A 22,484-nucleotide genomic window follows, 5' to 3' on the forward strand; every position below is an offset into this window, starting at 1 on the left:
TATAGGGGGAAATGATATGAAACGTGCTGAAATCATCGCAGTAGGTACTGAGCTACTTTTAGGCCAAATTGCAAATACAAATGCTCAATTTATAGCTAAACATTTATCTGCATTAGGATATCACCATCATTTCCAAACAGTTGTAGGAGACAATTCCGAACGACTTAAAAGTGCATTAGAAATTGCTTCATCAAGAAGTGATTTAATCATCCTAACTGGTGGACTTGGACCAACAAAGGATGATTTAACGAAAGAAGTTGTCGCAGAATTTGTTCAAGAGTCACTTGTTTACCATGATCAATCACTAGAGTATATTGAACAATATTTTATTAAAGTAAATCGACCAATGACTGAAAATAATAAAAAACAAGCATTAGTCATTAATAACGCACATGTTTTATTGAATAAAAATGGTATGGCACCTGGAATGGTTTATGAAGCGAAAAATAAACAATTTGTATTATTACCAGGACCACCTAAAGAAATGATTCCGATGGTTGAGAAAGAACTAATTCCTTATTTTTTAAAAGGTAAGGAAGCAAGTACAATTATTTCGAAAGAGCTTAAGTTTTTTGGCATCGGGGAATCGATTTTAGAAACTGAAATACTTGATTTACTTGAAAATCAATCAAATCCAACGATTGCTCCTTTAGCGAGTGAGGGAGAAGTGATGCTTCGAGTTACTGCAAGTGCTAGTAATGAACAAGAGGCAGAAAAACTAATTGGACAAGCTGAAGAAAAAATACGTGAGCGTGTTGGGCAGTTTATATATGGTACAAATAATGAAAACTTATTTACAGTTTTATCAAAAAAGCTAAAAGATTTTAAACTGACTATTTCTGCTGCTGAAAGTTTAACTGGAGGTCTATTCAGTAAAAGAGTGACAGATATTCCTGGGAACTCGTCTACTTTTAAAGGTAGTATTGTTTGTTATTCTAATGAAATGAAACAAAACCTTTTAAATGTTCCATCAGACATTCTTAATAAAAATGGTGCAGTAAGTGTAGAGTGTGCAAAATCACTAGTTGAAAATATTCAAAGATTAACAGGAAGTAATATTTCAATTAGTTTTACTGGTGAAGCAGGACCATCTACATTAGAAGATGTGCCAGTAGGGAAAGTATTTATCGGTATAAAAATTGGCGATTCTGATCCAATTGTAAAAGAGTTTCAATTCAGTGGCACTAGAGAACAAATAAGATTATCAAGTGTCAAAAATGGCGCGAACTTGTTGATTAAATTAATTAATTCAAGTTTTGAAAGTCAAGACTTATAAAATGAAATAGAATATTTTATAATATAAAAGCTCGGTTAATTTAGCCGAGTTTTTTAATTTTATAGTTTCGATATTAATAAAAATCTAGTTTTATAGACCAAAAAATACGAAACAAGCGTTTCTATTCTTTAAAAATTAAGTTTAAATACGAAAAATATCGAATAAACGTTCTATTTTTTTGTTGGCAAACGAACAAAAAACAGTTATTATATAGTTAAGAGATAAATGAATCCTTAAGGAGGAATCTAAATGAGTGATCGTCAAGCTGCATTAGATATGGCTTTAAAACAAATTGAAAAACAATTCGGTAAAGGTTCAATTATGAAACTTGGGGAACAAACTGACCGCCAAATTTCAACTATTTCTAGTGGATCGTTAGCACTAGATGTTGCATTAGGTGTAGGTGGTTATCCTAGAGGACGAATTATCGAAGTATATGGTCCTGAAAGTTCAGGTAAAACAACTGTAGCATTACATGCAATCGCTGAAGTTCAAGCAAATGGAGGACAAGCGGCGTTTATAGATGCTGAGCATGCATTAGATCCGGTTTATGCTCAAAAATTAGGTGTAAACATTGATGAGTTATTATTATCTCAACCAGATACAGGTGAACAAGCACTTGAAATCGCTGAAGCATTAGTACGTAGTGGTGCAATTGATATTATCGTAATTGACTCAGTAGCTGCATTAGTTCCAAAAGCAGAAATTGAAGGTGAGATGGGTGATGCTCACGTAGGTCTACAAGCACGATTAATGTCTCAAGCATTACGTAAACTTTCTGGTGCAATTAACAAGTCAAAAACGATCGCATTCTTCATTAACCAAATTCGTGAAAAAGTTGGGGTTATGTTTGGTAATCCTGAAACGACTCCAGGTGGACGTGCGTTAAAATTCTATTCTACAATTCGTTTAGAAGTACGTCGTGCTGAACAATTAAAACAAGGTAATGATATTGTGGGTAACAAAACAAAGATTAAAGTAGTTAAAAATAAAGTAGCACCACCATTTAGACAAGCAGAAGTAGACATTATGTATGGAGAAGGTATTTCTAAAGAAGGAGAAATTCTTGATATTGGATCTGATTTAGATATCGTTCTTAAGAGTGGAGCTTGGTATTCTTACAATGAAGAGCGTCTTGGACAAGGTCGTGAGAATGCTAAGTCATTCTTAAAAGAAAATAAAGAAATACGTGATACGATTAAACAATCAATCCGTCTTCACCATGGTTTAGATAACCCTGTTACTATTACTGAAACAGATGACGAAGAACAATTCTCTTTATTAAATGAGTAGTCATAAGTTAACAAAAAATGCGGGCGCTTATTAAAAGTGCCTGCATTTTTTTATATTTATAATTTCATATTTCCTATATTTTTAGAGAATGGAAGGATTCACCAGCCCTATAGGAAATTCCAAGTGAGAGGTTATTGGAATGACAATGAAGAGTCAAATCAAATCAATCATGGTATGTAGGTGTTTTGCATTAGAATCAGGCATACTTTTATGATCAGGGCTTATCAAAATAACAGACAATACCTATTTTCTTTTATAATTATAAGTAGTACTTTATAAGTGGAAAATTCGATCAATTAACTTATTAATCAGATCTTAAAAAAAAATTAATGAATAAAATTTAGATTCTCATGTATGAAATCTAGTAAAAATGTAATAAATATTGATAAATCAAGTAAGTAAGCGATTTACAAGGCTTGACATCATTTGGTAAGAGATTTAATATTTAAGTGTATATTCTAAAAAAATATTACTATTTTGTGAAAAATTGAATTGAAGTGTGCTGTATGTTGATGCAATTATTTATACAATATAACAGCCGACAAAAATGAAACTAACTAAATAGCAAGAGGAGGTGAAATCATGGGTGCAAATACTATAATTTTGATCATCTTCGCATTGCTTGCCACATTCGGAGTCGGTTATGCTGTCGGATTTTTTGTCCGTAAGTCCATTGCAGAAGCTAAAATAAATGGCGCAACTAATCATGCAAATCAAATTATTGAAGATGCAAAACGTGATTCAGAAACAATTAAAAAAGAAGCTTTATTGGAAGCAAAGGACGAAATTTTCAAAATTCGTACAGATGCAGAGAACGAAATTCGAGATCGTCGTAGTGAACTACAAAAGTCAGAAAATCGTTTAATGCAAAAAGAAGAGAACTTAGATCGTAAAGATGATGGACTTTCAAAACGTGAGTCTGTTCTTGAAAGAAAAGAGGAATCTCTTGTTTTAAAACAACAGCAGATAGAAGAAATGGAAAGCAAGATAGAAGCATTAATTGCTGCTCAACAAGAAGAGTTAGAGAGAATTTCTAGCTTAAATCGTGAAGAAGCAAGACAATTAATACTTACTAAAGTCGAAAATGAATTATCCCATGAAACAGCAATACTAGTAAAAGAAACAGAAGCTCGAGCAAAAGAAGAAGCAGATAAGAAAGCAAAAGATATTTTATCATTAGCAATCCAGCGATGTGCTGCAGATCATGTTGCTGAAACAACTGTTTCAGTTGTAAATCTTCCAAATGATGAAATGAAAGGTCGTATTATTGGCCGTGAAGGACGAAATATACGTACTTTAGAAACGTTAACTGGTATAGATTTAATTATTGATGATACGCCTGAAGCAGTAATATTATCAGGTTTTGATCCAATTCGTCGTGAAACTGCACGAATTGCACTAGATAAATTAGTACAAGATGGTCGAATCCATCCTGCACGAATTGAAGAAATGGTTGAAAAATCAAGACGAGAAGTAGATGAGTACATACGTGAAGTCGGTGAACAAACTACTTTTGAAGTTGGTGTTCATGGAATTCACCCTGACTTAATTAAAATATTAGGTCGTCTGAAATTTAGAACTAGTTATGGTCAAAATGTGTTAAAGCATTCGATGGAAGTAGCGAACCTAGCTGGACTTATGGCTGCTGAACTTGGTGAAGATACAAAACTTGCAAAACGTGCAGGTTTACTTCACGATATTGGTAAAGCAATTGACCATGAGGTAGAAGGAAGTCACGTTGAAATCGGTGTCGAATTAGCAACGAAATATAAAGAACATCCAGTAGTTATCAATAGTATTGCATCTCATCACGGAGATGCTGCGCCAACTTCAATTATTGCGGTTCTTGTAGCTGCTGCAGATGCATTATCTGCTGCTAGACCAGGAGCACGTAGCGAAACATTAGAAAACTATATCCGTCGTTTAGAAAAGCTTGAAGAGATTTCTGAATCATATGAAGGTGTAGAAAAATCATTCGCTATTCAAGCAGGACGTGAAGTACGTATCATGGTAAAACCAGATACAATTGATGATTTACAAGCTCATAGATTAGCGAGAGATATTAGAAAACGTATTGAAGATGAACTGGATTATCCAGGCCATATAAAAGTTACGGTTATTCGTGAAACTCGAGCTGTCGAGTATGCAAAATAAAGTGGTCTATGCCACTTTATTTTCTTTTTTGTAACAAAATAAAGTATTTTTAAAAATAGCTCCAACTAATACATATCTGAAATGAATCTTAGTTGAATGGCATAGATGAAGATTCAGATTGTGCTAGTAATGGGGCTTTTCGTATTTTTGGGTAATCTAAAAGTAAAATCAGTGCTGTGAATTAACAGTGGCAAGTTGGAAGGATGTAACGAAATGAGAATAATGTTTATAGGCGACGTAGTTGGTTCAAATGGTAGGGCAATGGTAAAGGCTAATATTCAAGCTTTAAAAAGGAAATATAATCCTTCAGTAACGATTATAAATGGTGAAAATGCAGCACATGGTAAAGGAATAACGGAAAAAATTTACCGCGAATTTTTAGAATTAGGTGCTCAAGCAGTAACACTTGGTAACCATGCATGGGATAAAAAGGATATTTTTGAATTTATTGATCAAGCAAAATACTTAGTTAGACCAGCTAATTTCCCTGAAGGTACACCCGGTAATGGATTAGTCTTTTTAAATTTTAATGATGTTGAAATAGCCGTTATAAATTTACAAGGTAGAACATTTTTACCACCACTTGATTGTCCTTTTAAAAAAGCTGATGAGCTAATAAAAATCGCTAAAAAACGAACAAACATCATTTTTGTTGATTTTCATGCTGAAGCAACAAGTGAAAAAATTGCGATGGGCTGGTATTTGGATGGAAGAGTAACAGCGGTTGTTGGTACACATACACATGTTCAAACGGCTGATGAGCGAGTTTTACCTGCTGGTACAGCGTTTATTACGGATGTTGGAATGACAGGTCCATATGATGGCATTCTAGGCGTTACGAAAGAAGCTGTTATTAAAAAATTCTTAACGAACTTACCAGTGAGATTCGAAGTAGATGAAGGTAGAGGTCAGTTAAGTGGTGTCATCATCGAATTAGACAAACAAACTGGGCTAGCAAAATCAATAAAAAGAATACAAATAAATGATGATCATCAAGAGCTATAATATTAATTAAAAGAATTGTGAAAATTTTTAAAAAACTTTTAAATATTTGCAGGAATAACTTCTTGTTATCGAGAATAGTTTTTATTGTACACAATAATAGCTTTGTAAGTACAAGGAGGATCAGGAATGGAAATATTAAAAGTTTCAGCAAAGTCAAACCCTAATTCTGTAGCAGGAGCACTTGCAGGTGTATTGAGAGAGCGTGGTACAGCAGAAATTCAAGCAATTGGTGCTGGCGCGTTAAACCAAGCTGTAAAAGCAGTTGCAATTGCAAGAGGATTTGTTGCACCAAGTGGTGTAGACCTAATTTGTATCCCTGCATTTACAGATATTCAAATCGATGGGGAAGAGCGTACAGCGATAAAATTAATCGTAGAGCCTCGTTAATAATAACAACCTGTTAGCCTAAAGCGACAGGTTGTTTTATTTTTAATTAAAGAAAGATTAAGTGGTAGCGAGTCAGATTACGCAAATTTGTAATTAAAAAGTGGAGTTAAGACTTTAGCTCCAACTTGAAGCTCGTCAGTCGACGAGTTTTTTTGCGTATAATTATTACTTTTATTATTGGAATTATTAATATGTTACACTAGTTTCAATAGTCAAAAAAATGGGAGGGTATTAATTATGAAAGTTTTTGATGCTCATTGTGATGTACTGATGAAATTACTTGAAAAGCCTTCAATCAATTTTGAAAATGATGATTCACTACAAGTTTCAGTTAATCGATTAAAACAAGGGAATAGTAAAATACAATGCTATGCGATTTATATTCCCGAAAATATACATAAACTAATCAAATTTGATGCTGCTCTTCAATGTGTCACACTTTTTTATGAAAAAGTAGCAACAGAAAATAATAATATAAAAGTTATTCGAACAAAAGAAGATGAAGTTGGATTAAAAAGTAACGAAATGGGTGCTATTTTGACGCTAGAGGGCTGTGATGCACTTTTAGGTGATATTAATCGCTTAAAGATATTACATCGTCTAGGCGTACGTAGTGTCGGTCTAGTATGGAATTATGCAAATGAAGCTGCAGATGGAATTCTTGAAGAAAGAAATGGTGGGTTAACTAATTTTGGAAGAAGTGTAGTTCATTACTTAAATGAGCATAATATGTGGTGTGATCTTTCTCATTGTACTGAAGCCGCGTTTTGGGATGCATTTAAACAAGCAAAATATCCAACTGCGACTCATTCAAATGCTAAAGCGATTTGTAAACATCCAAGAAATTTAAATGATGAACAGCTAAAGGCTATGTTTAATAGAGGAGCAATAGTAGGGATAAATTTCTATCCTACTTTTTTAGTCGATGAAGGTATCGCAAGTATTTCAGATATTCTTAAACATATTGATTATATGTGCTCTCTAGGTGGAGAAAAATTTATTGCGATGGGATCAGATTTTGATGGAATTGATACTCATCCAACAAATTTACATCACGTAGGACTTTATCAAAATTTAACAAATGAATTGCTTAAACACTATACAGAACAACAGGTTAAAGGCTTTATGTATGAGAATTATTCATCATATATACATTACAAATAACACGTTACTTGTTCAGAATAATAAAAATATAAAAATTAAAGGAATAATTTCTTTCAAAATCATTGATTTTTTTGTTTAATAGGTCTAGAATTGAAAGCGAATTAACTCATATCAAAAGATATGTCTTAAATCGCTTTCATTCTTTTATAACAAATGAATGATATGCAAAAAAATTATCCATTTATAATTTAATTTATTACGAATGAGGGCATTCAAAGGGGTGTAGGAAATGATTGAACAACTTTCGTGGAAAGTTGGAGGACAACAGGGTGAAGGTATCGAAAGTACAGGTGAGATTTTTGCAATTGCGTTAAACCGTTTAGGTTACTACTTATACGGATATCGTCATTTCTCTTCTCGTATTAAAGGTGGTCACACTAATAACAAAATTCGTGTAAGTACAACTGAAGTTCGTGCAATTTCAGATGACTTAGATATTTTAGTAGCATTTGACCAAGAAACAATCGATGTAAACTTTTATGAATTACGCAAAGGCGGTATCGTAATCGCTGATGCTAAATTTAATCCGACAATTCCAGATTCAACTGACGTAACACTTTATTCAATTCCATTTACAGAATTAGCTACTGAACTAGGTACTTCATTAATGAAAAACATGGTTGCAGTTGGAGCTTCAAGTGCAATTTTAGGTCTATCAATTGAAGTTTTCAGAGAAGTTGTAGATGAAATTTTTGGTAAAAAAGGTCAACAAATTGTTGAGAAAAACATAGAAGCAATCGCACGTGGAGCAGAAGAAATGAGAGAAATGCTTGGCGTGAATGTAAATAAAATGCAATTATCAGAAGCTGATGGTAAAAAACGTATGTTCCTAATCGGTAACGATGCAATCGCAATGGGTGCATTAGCTGGTGGTTCTCGTTTTATGGCAGCGTATCCAATTACGCCAGCATCTGAAATTATGGAATACTTAATCAAAAAATTACCTCAGTATGGTGGAGCAGTTATTCAAACTGAAGACGAAATTGCTGCATGTACAATGGCAATCGGTGCTAACTATGCTGGTGTTCGTACATTAACAGCATCTGCAGGTCCTGGTCTTTCATTAATGATGGAAGCAATCGGTCTTTCTGGTATAACTGAAGTTCCTTTAGTAATCGTTGATACTCAACGTGGAGGTCCAAGTACTGGTCTTCCAACTAAACAAGAGCAATCAGACTTAATGGCTATGATCTACGGAACTCACGGTGAAATTCCGAAAGTAGTAATCGCTCCAAGTACTGTAGAAGAAGGATTCTACGATATGGTGGAAGCGTTTAACGTAGCTGAAGAATTCCAAGTACCTGTTATCGTAATTACTGACTTACAACTTTCTTTAGGTAAACAAACTGTTGAGCCACTTCAATTTGAAAAAGTACAAATTCGCCGTGGTAAGTTTGATTACAAACAAGAATTACCAGTATCTGAAAACAAAGAGTACTTCAAACGTTATGAAGTGACTGAAGATGGCGTTTCTCCTCGTGTAGTACCAGGTATGAAAGGTGGAATTCACCACGTAACTGGTGTTGAGCATGATGAAATGGGTAAACCATCAGAATCACCAATTAACCGTAATCATCAAATGGATAAACGTATGCGCAAGTTAAATAACCTAAAATTCCCTAACCCAGTGTTAGTGAACTCTAAACACGAAGATGCTGATGTATTACTAGTTGGTTTCAACTCAACTCGTGGTGCGATTGAAGAAGCAATGGTTCGTTTAGAGCAAGATGGTATCAAAGCTAACCATGCTCATATCCGTCTAATTCACCCATTCCCAACAAACGAATTAATGCCTGAGCTTAAAAAAGCTAAGCGTGTAATCGTTGTTGAAAATAATGCTACTGGTCAATTAGCAAGCATTATCAAAATGAATTGTGGTCATGCAGAAAAGATTTCAAGCTTACTAAAATATGATGGAAATCCTTTCTTACCAAAAGAAATTTACAATACTTGCAAGGAAGGAGTTGTTCTAAATGGCAACATTTAAAGAATTTCGTAATAATATTAAACCAAACTGGTGCCCAGGATGTGGAGACTTCTCTGTACAAGCATCTATTCAACGTGCAGCAGCAAATGTTGGTTTAGAACCTGATAACCTTGCAGTAGTTTCTGGTATTGGATGTTCTGGTCGTATTTCTGGATATATTAACTCTTACGGTTTACATGGTATCCATGGTCGTTCACTTCCAATTGCACAAGGTGTAAAAATGGCTAACCGTGATCTAACTGTTATCGCTTCTGGTGGTGACGGTGATGGATTCGCTATCGGTTTAGGTCATACAATCCATGCAATTCGTCGTAACATCGACATTACGTATATCGTAATGGACAACCAAATCTATGGTCTTACAAAAGGTCAAACATCACCTCGTAGTGATGTAGGATTCAAAACTAAGAGTACGCCACAAGGTTCAGTTGAATCTGCACTTTCAGTAATGGAAATGGCATTAACAGCTGGTGGAACATTCGTAGCTCAAAGTTTCTCAAGTGATTTAAAAGAATTAACTTCATTAATTGAGCAAGGTATTAACCACAAAGGTTTCTCTTTAATTAACGTATTCAGCCCATGTGTAACTTACAATAAAGTAAACACATATGACTGGTTTAAAGAAAATCTTGTTAAACTTTCTGATGTTGAAGGATATGATCCATCAAACAAAGAAATGGCTATGCAAACATTAATGCAAAATAAAGGTTTAGTAACTGGTCTAATCTACCAAAACAAAGAACAAAAATCATACCAACAATTAATTTCTGGATACAGTGAAGAACCATTAGTTGAATCAGAACTTCAATTAGAAAAAGCACAATTCGAAAAATTAGTTGCTGAATTCATGTAATACAAAGAAAAACTCCTCAATTTTGAGGAGTTTTTTTTTTACGACAATTTATTATGAAGGATACTTCCAATTAATGTTGAAGTAGTTTGTAGTTAGGAGTGTTTTTAATGATGAATATTAAAATAAGAAGACCAAGAATAGAGGACATGAAAGAGTTAAATCAATTTTTTAATATAGTGATTACTGACACGTTTGCAAAAGAAGGCATTAGCAATCAAGTGGAAAGTATGAATGAAGAAATCGAAACAAAAGGAATTTATTTAGAAAATGATTTTGAAAGTAATGGTGAAAAACGATTTTTTTTAATAGCTCTTGATAACGAAAAAATTATTGGTTCGATTGAATATGGTCCAGCTAGTGATCTTATTTTAAATTGTACAAACCATGCATTAAAAGGGCTACCTGAGGTCGGTACTGTATTTGTACATCCAGACTATCAAAAAAATGGAATTGGAAATTTACTATTAAAGAATATGTACGTTACTTTACAGAATAAAGGGATAGAAGAATTTTGTTTAGATAGTGGGTATTGTAATGCCCAAAAAATCTGGAAAAAGAAATTTGGAGAACCTGATTATTTAGTAAAGGACTATTGGGAAAAGGGATATGACCATATGATTTGGAAAATTAATGTTAGCGATATATTAATATAGTAATTTCAAGGATATAAGAAGAGGTTTTCACATTATATTTCGTTCTGAATTATTGCTGTATACGAAGTGGGAGGAATTTCAAATTCAGCTATCATTCGTAGTTGAAATAATTGGGCTTTTTAAATGAAAATTAGCAGATTCTTATTCGATTTAGTAAGTTTAAGAACTTATTTGTTAATTTTTAAGTTAAAAGCATCTACTTGGTACAATTATTAGGCCTTAATACTTTAACGGGTACAGGTAATATTTAATTATATTTGCACTTCCATTAGATTTAATTGCAGATTTGTTAATTATATTAGCGATTCCGTATTTTTAATTGCAGTTTTGCCAAATTTATTTGTGATTTTCGAGTTTTTTTGCATACCAATGTTTATTTGCCAAATTTCATCATTTATTTGTATAGAAGAACCCTTTATTTGCGAATCCCAAACTCTTATTTGCTGCCCGCAATTAAATAAATTCTAAAATTAAAAAATAGGCAAATAAAGGAAATCGCTTGATATTATCGAATTTCTTAAATAAAAATAATTGAAAGGAGAAAAATTTTGTCATCCTCACTCGTACCTGCTTTAATTACTTTTATCTTGGTAAGTATTCTTTCACCCTTTTTAATTGCGACGTTAAGAAGATTGAAGTTGACTCAACCTATAAGAGCGGAGTTACCAGCTGAACACCATAATAAAAAGGGAACTCCTTTAATGCTGGGAAGTATATTTTTGATCGGTATTTTAGTTGCTTTCGTTAATTATTCAAGTCCACTTATGCTTTTTTTAGTTGGAACTTTTATTTTATTCAGTGTCGTTGGTTTTCTTGATGACTTTTGGAAAGCATCAAAACAGGATCCGGGAGGAATATCAGCTAAAACAAAACTAGTTTTTCAATTTTCTTTTACTATTTTTTTACTTATTGTATTAATTAATTTTTTTGAACTAGACACAACCTTTCGGATTACGGATTCTATAAGTATCTTTTTACCACTATGGGTGTATTTGGCCCTTATCACTTTATTTATTGTCGGATCAGCTAATGCTATTAATTTTACTGACGGGATGGATGGACTGCTTGGTATGGTTTCAATCCCTACCTTCTTTTTCTTTTTTCTGATTTCAGATCATATTGAAGTGAAAATTTTTAGTCTCATAATGATCGCTAGTTTAGCTGGTTTTTTAATTTATAACTTATATCCAGCTAAGGCTTTTATGGGCGACACAGGTTCAATGGCGATTGGTGGTTCTTTATCTTTTTTAGCGATCATTGAAAAAGTAGAAATCTTGATTCCAATGTTGTTTTTTATTTATTTAGCTGAACAGTTTTCTGTTATTTTTCAAGTTTTCTACTTTAAAAGAACAAGAAAAAGATTATTTCTAATGGCCCCTATACATTTTCACTATGGTATCAAATATGGTTGGTCAGAAAATATCATCGTTATGAATTTTACGATTGTTTCCTGGACAGGTTGTTTCTTGAGCTACTTATATTTTTATTTTTTTATGTAACTTATGAACTCACAGTTATCATACTGAGAATTATTAATTTAAGAGAATCCATGTTGGATTCTCTTTTTATGTTGAAAAAGGTGCTTTTAAGAATTCGAGGAGGCTCGGGTCACGGTTCCAAGAGTGAGGACATATATTTGAAATCAACATTCTTCTATTAGTAATTAAAGCGCTTTATTATTTAAAGAATTGTTTTTATAAAATTGAATAAAATTATTCAAATATACTACTATTATCGGCTTTCTTTTTTGCGTAACGTACATTGTATATTGTAGAATAACGTTATATACTTAAGTAATGTGTGGACGCTCGAGAAGAAAGGAGATTGTTTCATGAATGAACAACAACGCCTTCAAGGCACTAATATAAATAATTCAAAAGATAAAAACGATAAAGATTATAGTAAATATTTTGAAAAAGTTTACCAAGCTCCATCTTTGGCTGATGCAAAGCGTCGTGGTAAAGAAGAAGTTACTTATGATCGTGGTTTCGAAATTCCTGAAGAAATGAGAAATTCAGGTGTAGGTAAGAAATTCTTAATCCGTACTTATGGCTGTCAAATGAATGAACATGACACAGAAGTTATGGCAGGTATTCTAACGACGATGGGTTATGAAGTAGCTACATCAGTTGATGATGCTGATATTATTCTATTAAACACATGTGCAATTCGAGAAAATGCTGAAAATAAAGTGTTTGGTGAAATTGGTCACTTAAAACCGTTAAAACTTCAAAGACCAGATCTATTAATTGGAATTTGTGGTTGTATGTCTCAAGAAGAAGCAGTTGTTAATCGAATCTTACAAAAACATTCATTTATAGATATGGTATTTGGTACACATAATATTCATAGATTACCATTTATTATTCAAGAAGCGATGTTTAGTAAAGAAATGGTTATTGAAGTATGGTCAAAAGAAGGGGATGTAATCGAGAACCTTCCAAAAGTACGTCGTGGAGAAATTAAAGCTTGGGTTAATATTATGTATGGTTGTGATAAATTTTGTACGTACTGTATTGTTCCTTACACACGCGGTAAAGAACGTAGTCGTCAACCAGAGGATATCATCAATGAAGTACGTGAATTAGCTAGACTGGGCTATAAAGAAGTTACTTTATTAGGTCAAAATGTTAATGCTTATGGTAAAGACTTAGATGATGGTAATTATGGGTTAGGTCATTTAATGGATGAAATTCGTAAAATTGGCATCCCACGTGTTCGTTTTACAACAAGTCATCCACGTGATTTTGATGATCATTTAATAGAAGTATTAGCAAAAGGTGGCAACTTAATGCCACATATTCATTTACCAGTTCAATCTGGTAGCTCTGAAGTTCTAAAACTAATGTCACGTAAATATGATCGTGAACAATACTTAGAACTTGTAAAAAAATTAAAAACTGCAATGCCACAAATTTCATTTACAACAGATATCATTGTTGGATTCCCAAATGAAACGGATGAGCAATTCGAAGAAACGATGACATTATATGAAGAAGTTGGTTTTGATTTAGCATTTACATTCATTTATTCACCACGTGAAGGGACACCGGCTGCAAAAATGGTAGATAATGTACCAGAGAGTGTGAAAAAGGAAAGATTACAACGACTTAACACTCTTGTAAATGAAAAATCTGCTGAATTTAATAAACGTTTTGAAGGCCAAGTACTTGATGTATTAGTAGAGGGAGAAAGCAAGAAAAACCCTGATGTACTAGCTGGGTATACTCCTTATAATAAACTTGTAAACTTTAGAGGTCCTAAATCAATCGTTGGTCAAATTGTTAAAGTAAAAGTTACAAAAGCTAAAACATGGTCATTAGATGGAGAATTAGTAGAAGAAACAGTAGAGGTGCTATAATGGGAAAATATACAAAAACTGATATCGTTGAACGTGCAAAAGAATTAGCAGTAATGATTTCTGAAACTGAAGAAGTAGACTTTTTTAAACGTGCTGAAGCGCAAATTAACGAGAGTGAAGCTGTAAGAGCTTATATTGAAGAAATTAAGTCATTACAAAAACAAGCAGTTAATTTAGAGCACTGGGGCAAGAAAGAAGCACTTAAAAAAGTTGAACAAGAGCTTGATGAATTAAATGAAAAACTTGAAACAATTCCAGTTGTACAAGAGTTTCAATCTTCTCAAGTAGAAGTTAATGATTTACTTCAATTAATCGCTCACACGATCTCAAATGGTGTGACAGACGAAATCATTAAGTCAACAGGTGGTAACTTATTAAGCGGTGAGACAGGTTCTAAAGTAGCACATGGACCGGATGCTTGCAAAACAGATAGCTGCAACCATTAATAAAAAAAGACTCAAGGAAGCAATTAATTTTGCTGCCCCGAGTCTTTTTTTTATGAATAGCTAATAAAGTAATTACTAAATAGCCTAAATATCATAATTTTTATGTTTATTTTTTAAATTCTTCAATTTAGAGTCAACTTTATTGGGCTGTCGTCATACAATTTATCATCACATGTTTTTTTAACTTGTATAAAAGAATTTTCATGTCATTAACACATTCCGCATATGTCACGCATAGAATGAAATGAAAATGGAACGAGGAGGGTCACACCTATGTCTGAACGCGAACATAGAGAGATTATAACGAAGGCAGTCGTAGGAAGAGGCAAGAAATATAACAAAGTCACACATACAATTACACCAAATCATACTCCATCAAGTATTTTAGGCTGCTGGGTTATAAACCATGTATATGATGCAAAAAAATGTAAAGATGGAGTAGAAGTATCTGGAAAATATGATATTAATATTTGGTACTCCTATGGTGACAATACGAAAACAGAAGTAGTTCCTGAGTCTGTTAAGTATACTGAAGTAGTAAAGTTAAGACACAGAGATGAAAACTTTACTGGCGAAGATTGTGAAGTGATTGCTAGATCATTAAAACATCCAAATTGTTTAGATGCAATTATTTCTCCAAATGGAAATCGATTTATTGTAACTGTAGAGAAAGAAGTATTAGTTGAAGTTGTAGGTGAAACGAAAATTGTCGTACTTGTTGCACCACATGGTGTAAACGACGATGACGAGTTCTTTGATGTAGATGATGAGTTTGAAGATTTAGATCCAGATTTTGTTTTAGAGGGCGAAGAAGAGTAAGCTAGGCTAGGAAGGTGATACTTCCTAGCTTTTTTATTTTATAAAGATTTTATTGTCCAATCAATCAAAAGTTTTCTTTTTCTTAACTTTCGAACTTTCTAAGCCTTTTCGCAAAATGTGATATAATATGCGAAGAATGTTTTTTGATGGAGAGGATAGAATGGCAACTTATACGCCAATGATTGAGCAATATTTAAATATAAAGAAAAATTACCAAGATGCATTTTTGTTTTTTAGACTTGGGGATTTTTATGAAATGTTTTTTGAGGATGCAATTAAGGCATCACAAGTTTTAGAAATTACTTTAACCGGTCGAGCAGGAGGAACTGAAGAACGAATTCCAATGTGTGGAGTACCATTCCATTCTGCGGCTGGATATATAGAACAATTAGTTGAAAAAGGATATAAAGTAGCTATTTGTGAACAAGTCGAAGATCCAACGGTCGCAAAAGGAGTAGTTCGAAGAGAGGTTGTTCAGCTGATTACTCCAGGGACGCAAATGGAGGGTAGATCGATTGATGAAAAGCAAAATCATTATATCTCAACATTATCAGAAGTAACGCCAAGTTCATATGCTTTAGCTTGGATCGATTTGACGACTGGTGAGGGCAATGCTTTATTACTTAGTGGTTCAATTGAAGAAGCAGTTTTAAAAATTGCAGCAACTGGCACAAAAGAAGTTGTTGTAAATGAAGATTTTTCTTCTAAAGCGATTCAAACATTAGAAAAAAGCTTTTCAATTACCGTTTCTTTCGAGGAGAACGATCGTTTATCAGAGGAGTTTACAAATGTTGTAAAATCAATTGATCAAGCTAGTTTAAAAGCTACTGCTGCAAGATTATTAAATTATTTATCGAGAACACAAAAACGAACACTTTCTCATCTTCAAGAAATAGTCGTTATTCATCAACATGATTTTTTAAACATGGACATGTATTCGATGAGAAATCTTGAATTAGTTGAAACACAACGTTCAAAAAACAAACAAGGTTCTTTGAATTGGTTATTAGATGAAACGAAAACAGCGATGGGTGGACGATTACTAAAAAAATGGATTCAACGTCCACTAGTAAGTACGAAACAAATCGAGCATCGTTTGACGATTGTGGAATTGTTAATGGAAAACTATTTTATTCGTGAAGACCTGAAGGAATTATTAAAAGAAGTCTATGATTTAGAGCGTTTAGCTGGTAAAGTCTCATTTGGTAATGTAAATGCAAGAGATTTATTACAATTAAAACGTTCACTTCAAACAATACCTTCAATTATTCATGCTTTAAAATCAATCAGTCATGAAACGATAGATGAACTAATTAATCAAATCGATCCATGTGAAGAGCTTCAAATTCTTTTAGAGAATGCAATTATTGAAGATGCACCTTTATCTATTAAAGAAGGAAACATTATTAAAGATGGCTTTCATAAAACATTAGATGAATATCGATTCGTTAGTAAGAACGGTAAAAATTGGCTAATGGAATTAGAACAAAGAGAAAGAGAAATTACGGGGATTAAGTCCTTAAAAATTGGATACAATCGAATCTTCGGCTACTTTATCGAGGTAACTAGATCAAATATTAGTCAAATACCTGAAGGTCGTTACGAACGTAAACAAACGTTAGCGAATGCAGAACGCTTTATTACTGAAGAGCTAAAAGAAAAAGAAACAATGATTCTTGAAGCTGAAGAAAAAATGATTGGATTGGAATATGAGTTATTTATTTCAATTCGAGAACAAGTAAAACAATATTTATCTAGACTTCAAACATTAGGACAAGTAATTAGTCAAATTGACGTTTTACAAAGTTTTTCTGTAGTTAGTGAAAAAAATGGATATGTAAGACCAGCATTCACTGAGGAAAGAGAATATATCGTGAAGAATGGAAGACACCCAGTAGTTGAAAAGGTACTTCTAGGTTCAGAGTATATTCCGAATGATACGAATTTCGATGTTGATACTCATCAATTTTTAATTACAGGACCTAATATGGCTGGTAAAAGTACGTATATGAAACAAGTTGCATTAATCAGTATATTAGCTCAAATTGGTTGCTATGTACCTGCTGAATACGCGAAATTACCTATTTTTGACCAAATATTTACGAGAATTGGTGCTGCAGATGATTTAATTTCTGGGCAGAGTACATTTATGGTTGAAATGTTAGAAGCTAATTATGCAATCACGAATGCAACAGAAAAAAGTTTAATCTTATTTGATGAAATTGGTAGAGGAACTTCAACATATGATGGAATGGCTTTAGCACAAGCAATGATTGAATATATACATGATCATATTGGAGCAAAAACGCTTTTTTCTACTCACTATCATGAATTGACGGTATTAGCTAATCAACTTAAGTTTTTGAAAAATATTCACGTTGCAGCAAAAGAGCAAGATGGAAAAGTATTATTCCTTCATAAAATCTTTGAAGGTGCAGCGGATCAAAGCTACGGTATCCACGTTGCCGAATTAGCAAATCTTCCAAAAGATGTAATCAGTAGAGCAAAAGAATTATTAAATGATTTAGAATCAAATAATCATTCCTATGTTAAAGAAGGAATTGAAAATACAGAAAAAGAGATTGTAACGATTCAAGTACCGAAAAAAGAAATTGTTCAAACAACCGACATAGAGGATGCTGAATCTCAGTTAAGCTTATTTGACGATCATCAACCGGTGGCTAAAGAAGTTGTTAAAAACCATCCTGTCATTGATCAATTAAAAGGAATAAACATACTAGAATTAAATCCTATGGAAGCATTTAATTTATTATATGAACTTCAAAAGCAAGTTAAAAAATAAAAGAAGGCCAATTGGCCTTTCTTTTTATTAATAATTAAAATTATGATAATAGCTTAATGTACTATACCTTTTTTTATTGATTAGTGCATTTATTTAGAGAGGAGGTTCACTAATGTCAAAGATACAGAAGTTAGATGAGATTTTAGCCAATCAAATAGCTGCAGGTGAAGTTGTAGAACGTCCTGCATCAGTTGTAAAGGAATTACTTGAGAATGCAATTGATGCGATTAGTACACGTATTACAGTCGAAATTAACGACGGTGGACTCTCACGAATTTTTGTAAGTGATAATGGCGAAGGGATGACAAAGGAAGATAGTATACTTGCATTTGAGCGCCATGCAACTAGTAAAATAAAAGATGAGAATGACTTGTTTCGAATACGTACATTAGGCTTCCGAGGTGAAGCATTACCGAGTATTGCATCTGTTAGTTATGTTACAGTAAAAACATCAACTGAAGACGGACCTGGAATTGAAACAATTTTAAAAGGTGGCGTATTGCAATCCCAAAAAGAAATTGCTAAATCAAAAGGGACAAGTATTGAAGTTTCAAATTTATTTTTTAATACACCAGCAAGATTAAAATATATGAGAACAGTTCAAACAGAATTAAGTAATGTGACAGACGTTGTCTATCGATTGGCATTAGCAAATCCACAAATCGCTTTTGATTTGAAACATAATGATAAATTAATGTTCCGTAGTAATGGAAATGGCGACGCAAGACAGATTCTTGCATCATTATACGGTCTACAAATTGCAAAAAACATGGTTCATTTTAAAGGCGAGTCATTAGACTTTCAAATTGAAGGCTACTTATCTATGCCTGAATATACACGAGCAACTAGAAACTATATTTCACTTTATGTAAATGGAAGATATGTAAAACACTATGGCGTAAACAAATCAATTAGCGAAGGCTATCATACTTTGCTACCAATTGGCCGTTTTCCAATCGTTTCGTTATTTATTAAAATGGACCCTCAATTAGTCGATGTAAATGTTCATCCAACTAAACAAGAAGTTCGTTTTAGTAAAGAGGATCAATTATTTACATTAATAACCGAAAGTATAAAAAAAGTTTTTAGAGGTCGTTCCCTAATTCCAGAAATAAAGTCAACAGTTCCAAAGGAAAAAATATTTAGTGAACAATCAACATTTTCGTTCGATCATTCTTCTATAAAAGAAGACGTAGAAAAAAAATTACCATTCTCGCTTCAAGATCCTTTTACTACTAATTCGAATTATTCCAATGAGACTAATGAAACAATAAAGGAAGAAAATACAACTGAATTTGATTCATTTACTCAATTTGATTCATCAACTCCAACCGATTATGAGAGTCTTTATTTTGAAAAACATGAATCTAAAAAAGACGTAGGATATTCAAATATTGTAAATGAAGACGACCAATCAAATATAGAAGAAACAGTCATTGTGAACGAAGAAGTATATGATGAGCAAAATATAGACCAACTACCTCCTTTATATCCAATCGGGCAAATGCACGGGACGTATATTATTGCTCAAAATGAAAAAGGATTATATTTAATTGATCAACATGCCGCACAGGAACGTGTTTACTATGAATATTTTAAGGAAAAAATTGGGGAAGTTGCATCAGAACTACAAACTTTATTAATTCCAATCACATTTGATGTTTCACCTGAGCAAGCTATTTTATTAGACCAATACCAAGATGAACTTCAAGAAGTTGGATTATTTATCGAGAAGTTCGGATTGAATAGTTATGTCATTCGTGAACATCCAAATTGGTTTCCAGAAGGCCAAGAGGATACATTAATTGATGAAATGATTCAAGAACTGTTAAAACGCGGAACAATTAATATAAAAAAACTGCGTGAAGAAAAAGCGATTATGATGAGCTGTAAGGCGTCAATAAAAGCAAATCAATATATAACAAACGATGAAATTTTTAATCTATTAGAATCGTTGAGAAAATCAAGTAATCCATTTACATGTCCTCACGGTCGACCAATCGTTATCCATTTTAGTTCATATGAGTTAGAGAAAATGTTTAAGCGTGTTATGTAATTTTAAAAGTGCTGTAGTCCCATGAATCAGGTTAACTGAATATGGGACTACAGCACTTTTTTTATTTGCTAATTTTAATAAGGTAGTGAGAGGTATTTCTGAAGCTCTCCGCATTTGTTTGAAATTGATTCTTTTTATAAATTTTAGCAGAGTTATATCTGTTTTTTATTCGATTAGTATGAAGTAGAGCGTATTGGCAAATTTTCTAATTGAAAGTAGCTAGTTTCAGGTCGGAATACCTTAACTGGCATAGGTGATTTTTTACTTTATTTGCGATTCTTCGAAATTTAATTGCAGTTTCACTAATTTTAATTGCGATTATCTGTTTTTTAAATTGTAGTTTAGCTATATTTATTTGCGATTTTCAGACTTTATTTGCAGTTCGTAGTTTTTAAGCATTATGATACAAAAGTTAAAAAATGGGCATTCTTAATAGTATTGCCTACCACAAATATTTTCAACGATACTGCTTATGGGCAGAATAAGTTTATTCTTTTTTGCAAACTTTCTAAGACATCTTCTGGAATTTTCTTTACCTTGATATCTTCACCTAAATATAGAAGCCAATTCGTAAACTCGGTTAATTCTCCAGAATTTTTAACATTTATATAAGTTTTTAGAATGGCTGTGGATTGGTATGGATTTGTATAGGAAATTGAGACTTTTAAAGGATGGTATTTTTTAAACTGAGCAATCGCGATCGGACCAAGTTCAACGATAAGATTAATTTCTTCTTCTTGTTTACTCAGTTTTTCTAGAACTATTCTTTTACTTAATCTTTTTTTTGTATGGTGTGGTATGACATCAATAAGATGATCGACAGGAAAAATCTTTTTCTTTTCATCCACCAAGTCAAAACCTTCAATTAGCCAAAAGCCTTTGTCATGATATAGATGCAAAAGATAAATCGGATAAGAAATGGATGCAAACTCTTCTTTGACGGTAATCAATAAACAAGTATCCAATAGTAGGGCTTGGATTAGTTTTTCTAACATTGGATGAGGTAAGTCTGATAGATCAAGTAAGTCGGGATTTTTTGGATTGGTCCCTTCAAAAAGCAATATTTGATTTAAATGAACAAGTTCATCTTGTTGATTTTCAGTGATCAGACCAAGTAATTTTTCTGTTAAAGATTGACGACTTTTTAGATAAGGAAGTTGTTTATTTCTTGTGGCCATAAATGCAATAAATAGCGCTTTTATTTCATTATCTGTAAAGCGAACAGTTGGGAGGACAGAGTTGTTTAGAACAAAATAACCCCCATCTCTTCCAACTTCAGCGACAAGAGGCATTCCCATCGCTTCAATTTCTTTGACATCTCTTAAAGCAGTTGAACGGGAGATGTTAAATTCTTGCATGATTTCTGAGATTGTAAACTTAGCACGATTGTTTATATATCGCATGATGATATTAATACGTTCAACTTTTTTCATCTGTATCTCCTAAACAGTATCATTTTTTGACATGATTTAAGTTTATTATAAACGTATCAGCTGATGAAATAAATCGCTTGATAAATTTTAAAAAAGGAAGGTTTTTAATATGACAAATTATAAATTAGAAGAAAAAGACAGTTTTAGAGTTTTAGGAATTGGAATTGAACTTAAAAGCGATTATACAGATTATGTAGGGATCAACAAAGAAAAGGAACACTTCTGGGGGGCTATTAAAGAAGATGGTAGATTAAACGCTTTAAAAGCCATAGCTACAAATGACTATATTTTTTCTGTGAACGAAGCTGTAAATAATAAGATGATGCATTATGCTGGAGTCATGACAGATGCAACAGTTCCTGAGGAATCTAGAGATATTCAATTCCCTAAAGGAGAATACCTAGTTGTAGAAGGAGAAGGGAATACAGCTGATGAATTGTGTAATAATCTTACTGGCATCGCCTTTGGTCAAGTATTACCAGAAGTAAAGGATTTTGCTTATGTTGGTGGGCCAAACGCAGCGGTTATTATGGGAAATCGAAACGGCTTAGTCTTTGGAGAAATGTGGATTCCTGTTGTGAAAAAATAATGAAAAAGGGGAAGTAATTATCGATGATTTCAAAAATGTTTCTACGGTAGATTTAGAGACTTCCCCTCCTGTGGATTATACAACCGTAAGCTGCAATTATTACGATTAAATAGTAAAGAAGTATGGCCGGTTACTTATTGTTCATACTTCTTTTTTGCTTGTTTACCATCCAATTCAATTAAATTTAGTACTCTCCAGGACTCGA

At 32.9% G+C, this 22,484-nt stretch carries 17 protein-coding genes; 16 read left to right on the top strand and 1 reads right to left on the bottom strand.

Annotated elements, in window-relative coordinates; all coding sequences use genetic code 11:
- The first annotated feature begins 16 nt into the window (after window positions 1-16).
- The 15 genes from ACFVRR_RS03295 to mutL all read left to right on the top strand — a co-directional run bounded on the left by ACFVRR_RS03295 (window position 17) and on the right by mutL (window position 20,257).
- The gene (locus ACFVRR_RS03295) at window positions 17-1,276 is read left to right on the top strand and encodes a competence/damage-inducible protein A (RefSeq protein ID WP_387324587.1); all 1,260 of its coding nucleotides are present in this window, start codon (window positions 17-19) and stop codon (window positions 1,274-1,276) included.
- 249 nt (window positions 1,277-1,525) lie between these two features.
- Window positions 1,526-2,569, top strand: coding sequence for a recombinase RecA (gene recA, locus ACFVRR_RS03300; RefSeq protein WP_097975417.1), 1,044 nt, complete (start codon window positions 1,526-1,528; stop codon window positions 2,567-2,569).
- A gap of 582 nt (window positions 2,570-3,151) precedes the next feature.
- On the top strand, window positions 3,152-4,723 hold the full coding sequence (gene rny, locus ACFVRR_RS03305; RefSeq protein ID WP_069034493.1) for a ribonuclease Y: 1,572 nt from the start codon (window positions 3,152-3,154) through the stop codon (window positions 4,721-4,723).
- 213 nt (window positions 4,724-4,936) lie between these two features.
- The gene (locus ACFVRR_RS03310) at window positions 4,937-5,728 is read left to right on the top strand and encodes a TIGR00282 family metallophosphoesterase (RefSeq protein ID WP_069034492.1); all 792 of its coding nucleotides are present in this window, start codon (window positions 4,937-4,939) and stop codon (window positions 5,726-5,728) included.
- 126 nt (window positions 5,729-5,854) lie between these two features.
- Window positions 5,855-6,115 (top strand): stage V sporulation protein SpoVS, encoded by a 261-nt coding sequence (gene spoVS / locus ACFVRR_RS03315; RefSeq protein WP_088041153.1) that lies wholly within the window; start codon window positions 5,855-5,857, stop codon window positions 6,113-6,115.
- 237 nt (window positions 6,116-6,352) lie between these two features.
- On the top strand, window positions 6,353-7,279 hold the full coding sequence (locus ACFVRR_RS03320; RefSeq protein ID WP_387324591.1) for a dipeptidase: 927 nt from the start codon (window positions 6,353-6,355) through the stop codon (window positions 7,277-7,279).
- A gap of 229 nt (window positions 7,280-7,508) precedes the next feature.
- Complete coding sequence (locus tag ACFVRR_RS03325; protein WP_387324594.1) at window positions 7,509-9,266, top strand: 2-oxoacid:acceptor oxidoreductase subunit alpha; 1,758 nt, start codon at window positions 7,509-7,511, stop codon at window positions 9,264-9,266.
- Entirely contained in the window at window positions 9,253-10,119 is an 867-nt protein-coding gene (locus tag ACFVRR_RS03330) for a 2-oxoacid:ferredoxin oxidoreductase subunit beta (protein ID WP_097975411.1), read from the top strand. The genes ACFVRR_RS03325 and ACFVRR_RS03330 overlap by 14 nt, the downstream gene beginning before the upstream one ends.
- A gap of 107 nt (window positions 10,120-10,226) precedes the next feature.
- Window positions 10,227-10,772 carry a GNAT family N-acetyltransferase gene (locus tag ACFVRR_RS03335; protein ID WP_387324597.1) on the top strand — a complete coding sequence of 182 codons (546 nt, stop codon included), beginning with the start codon at window positions 10,227-10,229 and terminating at the stop codon, window positions 10,770-10,772.
- A 548-nt stretch (window positions 10,773-11,320) separates the two neighbouring features.
- Window positions 11,321-12,271, top strand: a complete 951-nt coding sequence (gene mraY, locus ACFVRR_RS03340; RefSeq protein ID WP_387324599.1) for a phospho-N-acetylmuramoyl-pentapeptide-transferase — start codon at window positions 11,321-11,323, stop codon at window positions 12,269-12,271.
- Between the two features lie 332 nt (window positions 12,272-12,603).
- Window positions 12,604-14,133 (top strand): tRNA (N6-isopentenyl adenosine(37)-C2)-methylthiotransferase MiaB, encoded by a 1,530-nt coding sequence (miaB, locus tag ACFVRR_RS03345; protein ID WP_387324602.1) that lies wholly within the window; start codon window positions 12,604-12,606, stop codon window positions 14,131-14,133.
- Window positions 14,133-14,579 carry a YlbF/YmcA family competence regulator gene (locus tag ACFVRR_RS03350; RefSeq protein WP_387324604.1) on the top strand — a complete coding sequence of 149 codons (447 nt, stop codon included), beginning with the start codon at window positions 14,133-14,135 and terminating at the stop codon, window positions 14,577-14,579. Before miaB ends, ACFVRR_RS03350 begins: the two co-directional genes overlap by 1 nt.
- Window positions 14,580-14,852: 273 nt before the next feature.
- Window positions 14,853-15,398 carry an outer spore coat protein CotE gene (gene cotE / locus ACFVRR_RS03355; RefSeq protein ID WP_387324606.1) on the top strand — a complete coding sequence of 182 codons (546 nt, stop codon included), beginning with the start codon at window positions 14,853-14,855 and terminating at the stop codon, window positions 15,396-15,398.
- Between the two features lie 160 nt (window positions 15,399-15,558).
- Window positions 15,559-18,201 (top strand): DNA mismatch repair protein MutS, encoded by a 2,643-nt coding sequence (gene mutS, locus ACFVRR_RS03360; RefSeq protein WP_387324609.1) that lies wholly within the window; start codon window positions 15,559-15,561, stop codon window positions 18,199-18,201.
- Window positions 18,202-18,313: 112 nt separating this feature from the next.
- Window positions 18,314-20,257, top strand: a complete 1,944-nt coding sequence (gene mutL, locus ACFVRR_RS03365) for a DNA mismatch repair endonuclease MutL (RefSeq protein ID WP_387324611.1) — start codon at window positions 18,314-18,316, stop codon at window positions 20,255-20,257.
- 470 nt (window positions 20,258-20,727) lie between these two features.
- On the opposite strand, the gene ACFVRR_RS03370 is transcribed toward mutL, so the two are convergent.
- The gene (locus tag ACFVRR_RS03370) at window positions 20,728-21,690 is read right to left on the bottom strand and encodes a helix-turn-helix transcriptional regulator (protein ID WP_387324614.1); all 963 of its coding nucleotides are present in this window, start codon (window positions 21,688-21,690) and stop codon (window positions 20,728-20,730) included.
- Between the two features lie 109 nt (window positions 21,691-21,799).
- Between ACFVRR_RS03370 and ACFVRR_RS03375 the strand changes: the two genes are divergently transcribed.
- Window positions 21,800-22,279 carry a GyrI-like domain-containing protein gene (locus tag ACFVRR_RS03375; RefSeq protein WP_387324617.1) on the top strand — a complete coding sequence of 160 codons (480 nt, stop codon included), beginning with the start codon at window positions 21,800-21,802 and terminating at the stop codon, window positions 22,277-22,279.
- The last annotated feature ends 205 nt before the right edge of the window (window positions 22,280-22,484 follow it).

It is taken from the genome of Gottfriedia sp. NPDC057948 (genome assembly GCF_042887255.1).
Classification (GTDB): Bacteria; Bacillota; Bacilli; order Bacillales; family Bacillaceae_G; genus Gottfriedia.

What these genes read in the sequence shown, in the direction of transcription:
- ACFVRR_RS03295 (WP_387324587.1), top strand. Translation starts at nt 17, where the DNA reads ATGAAACGTGCTGAAATCATCGCAGTAGGTACTGAGCTACTTTTAGGC.
- recA (WP_097975417.1), top strand. Translation starts at nt 1,526, where the DNA reads ATGAGTGATCGTCAAGCTGCATTAGATATGGCTTTAAAACAAATTGAA.
- rny (WP_069034493.1), top strand. Translation starts at nt 3,152, where the DNA reads ATGGGTGCAAATACTATAATTTTGATCATCTTCGCATTGCTTGCCACA.
- ACFVRR_RS03310 (WP_069034492.1), top strand. Translation starts at nt 4,937, where the DNA reads ATGAGAATAATGTTTATAGGCGACGTAGTTGGTTCAAATGGTAGGGCA.
- spoVS (WP_088041153.1), top strand. Translation starts at nt 5,855, where the DNA reads ATGGAAATATTAAAAGTTTCAGCAAAGTCAAACCCTAATTCTGTAGCA.
- ACFVRR_RS03320 (WP_387324591.1), top strand. Translation starts at nt 6,353, where the DNA reads ATGAAAGTTTTTGATGCTCATTGTGATGTACTGATGAAATTACTTGAA.
- ACFVRR_RS03325 (WP_387324594.1), top strand. Translation starts at nt 7,509, where the DNA reads ATGATTGAACAACTTTCGTGGAAAGTTGGAGGACAACAGGGTGAAGGT.
- ACFVRR_RS03330 (WP_097975411.1), top strand. Translation starts at nt 9,253, where the DNA reads ATGGCAACATTTAAAGAATTTCGTAATAATATTAAACCAAACTGGTGC.
- ACFVRR_RS03335 (WP_387324597.1), top strand. Translation starts at nt 10,227, where the DNA reads ATGATGAATATTAAAATAAGAAGACCAAGAATAGAGGACATGAAAGAG.
- miaB (WP_387324602.1), top strand. Translation starts at nt 12,604, where the DNA reads ATGAATGAACAACAACGCCTTCAAGGCACTAATATAAATAATTCAAAA.
- ACFVRR_RS03350 (WP_387324604.1), top strand. Translation starts at nt 14,133, where the DNA reads ATGGGAAAATATACAAAAACTGATATCGTTGAACGTGCAAAAGAATTA.
- cotE (WP_387324606.1), top strand. Translation starts at nt 14,853, where the DNA reads ATGTCTGAACGCGAACATAGAGAGATTATAACGAAGGCAGTCGTAGGA.
- mutS (WP_387324609.1), top strand. Translation starts at nt 15,559, where the DNA reads ATGGCAACTTATACGCCAATGATTGAGCAATATTTAAATATAAAGAAA.
- mutL (WP_387324611.1), top strand. Translation starts at nt 18,314, where the DNA reads ATGTCAAAGATACAGAAGTTAGATGAGATTTTAGCCAATCAAATAGCT.
- ACFVRR_RS03370 (WP_387324614.1), bottom strand. Translation starts at nt 21,690, where the DNA reads ATGAAAAAAGTTGAACGTATTAATATCATCATGCGATATATAAACAAT.
- ACFVRR_RS03375 (WP_387324617.1), top strand. Translation starts at nt 21,800, where the DNA reads ATGACAAATTATAAATTAGAAGAAAAAGACAGTTTTAGAGTTTTAGGA.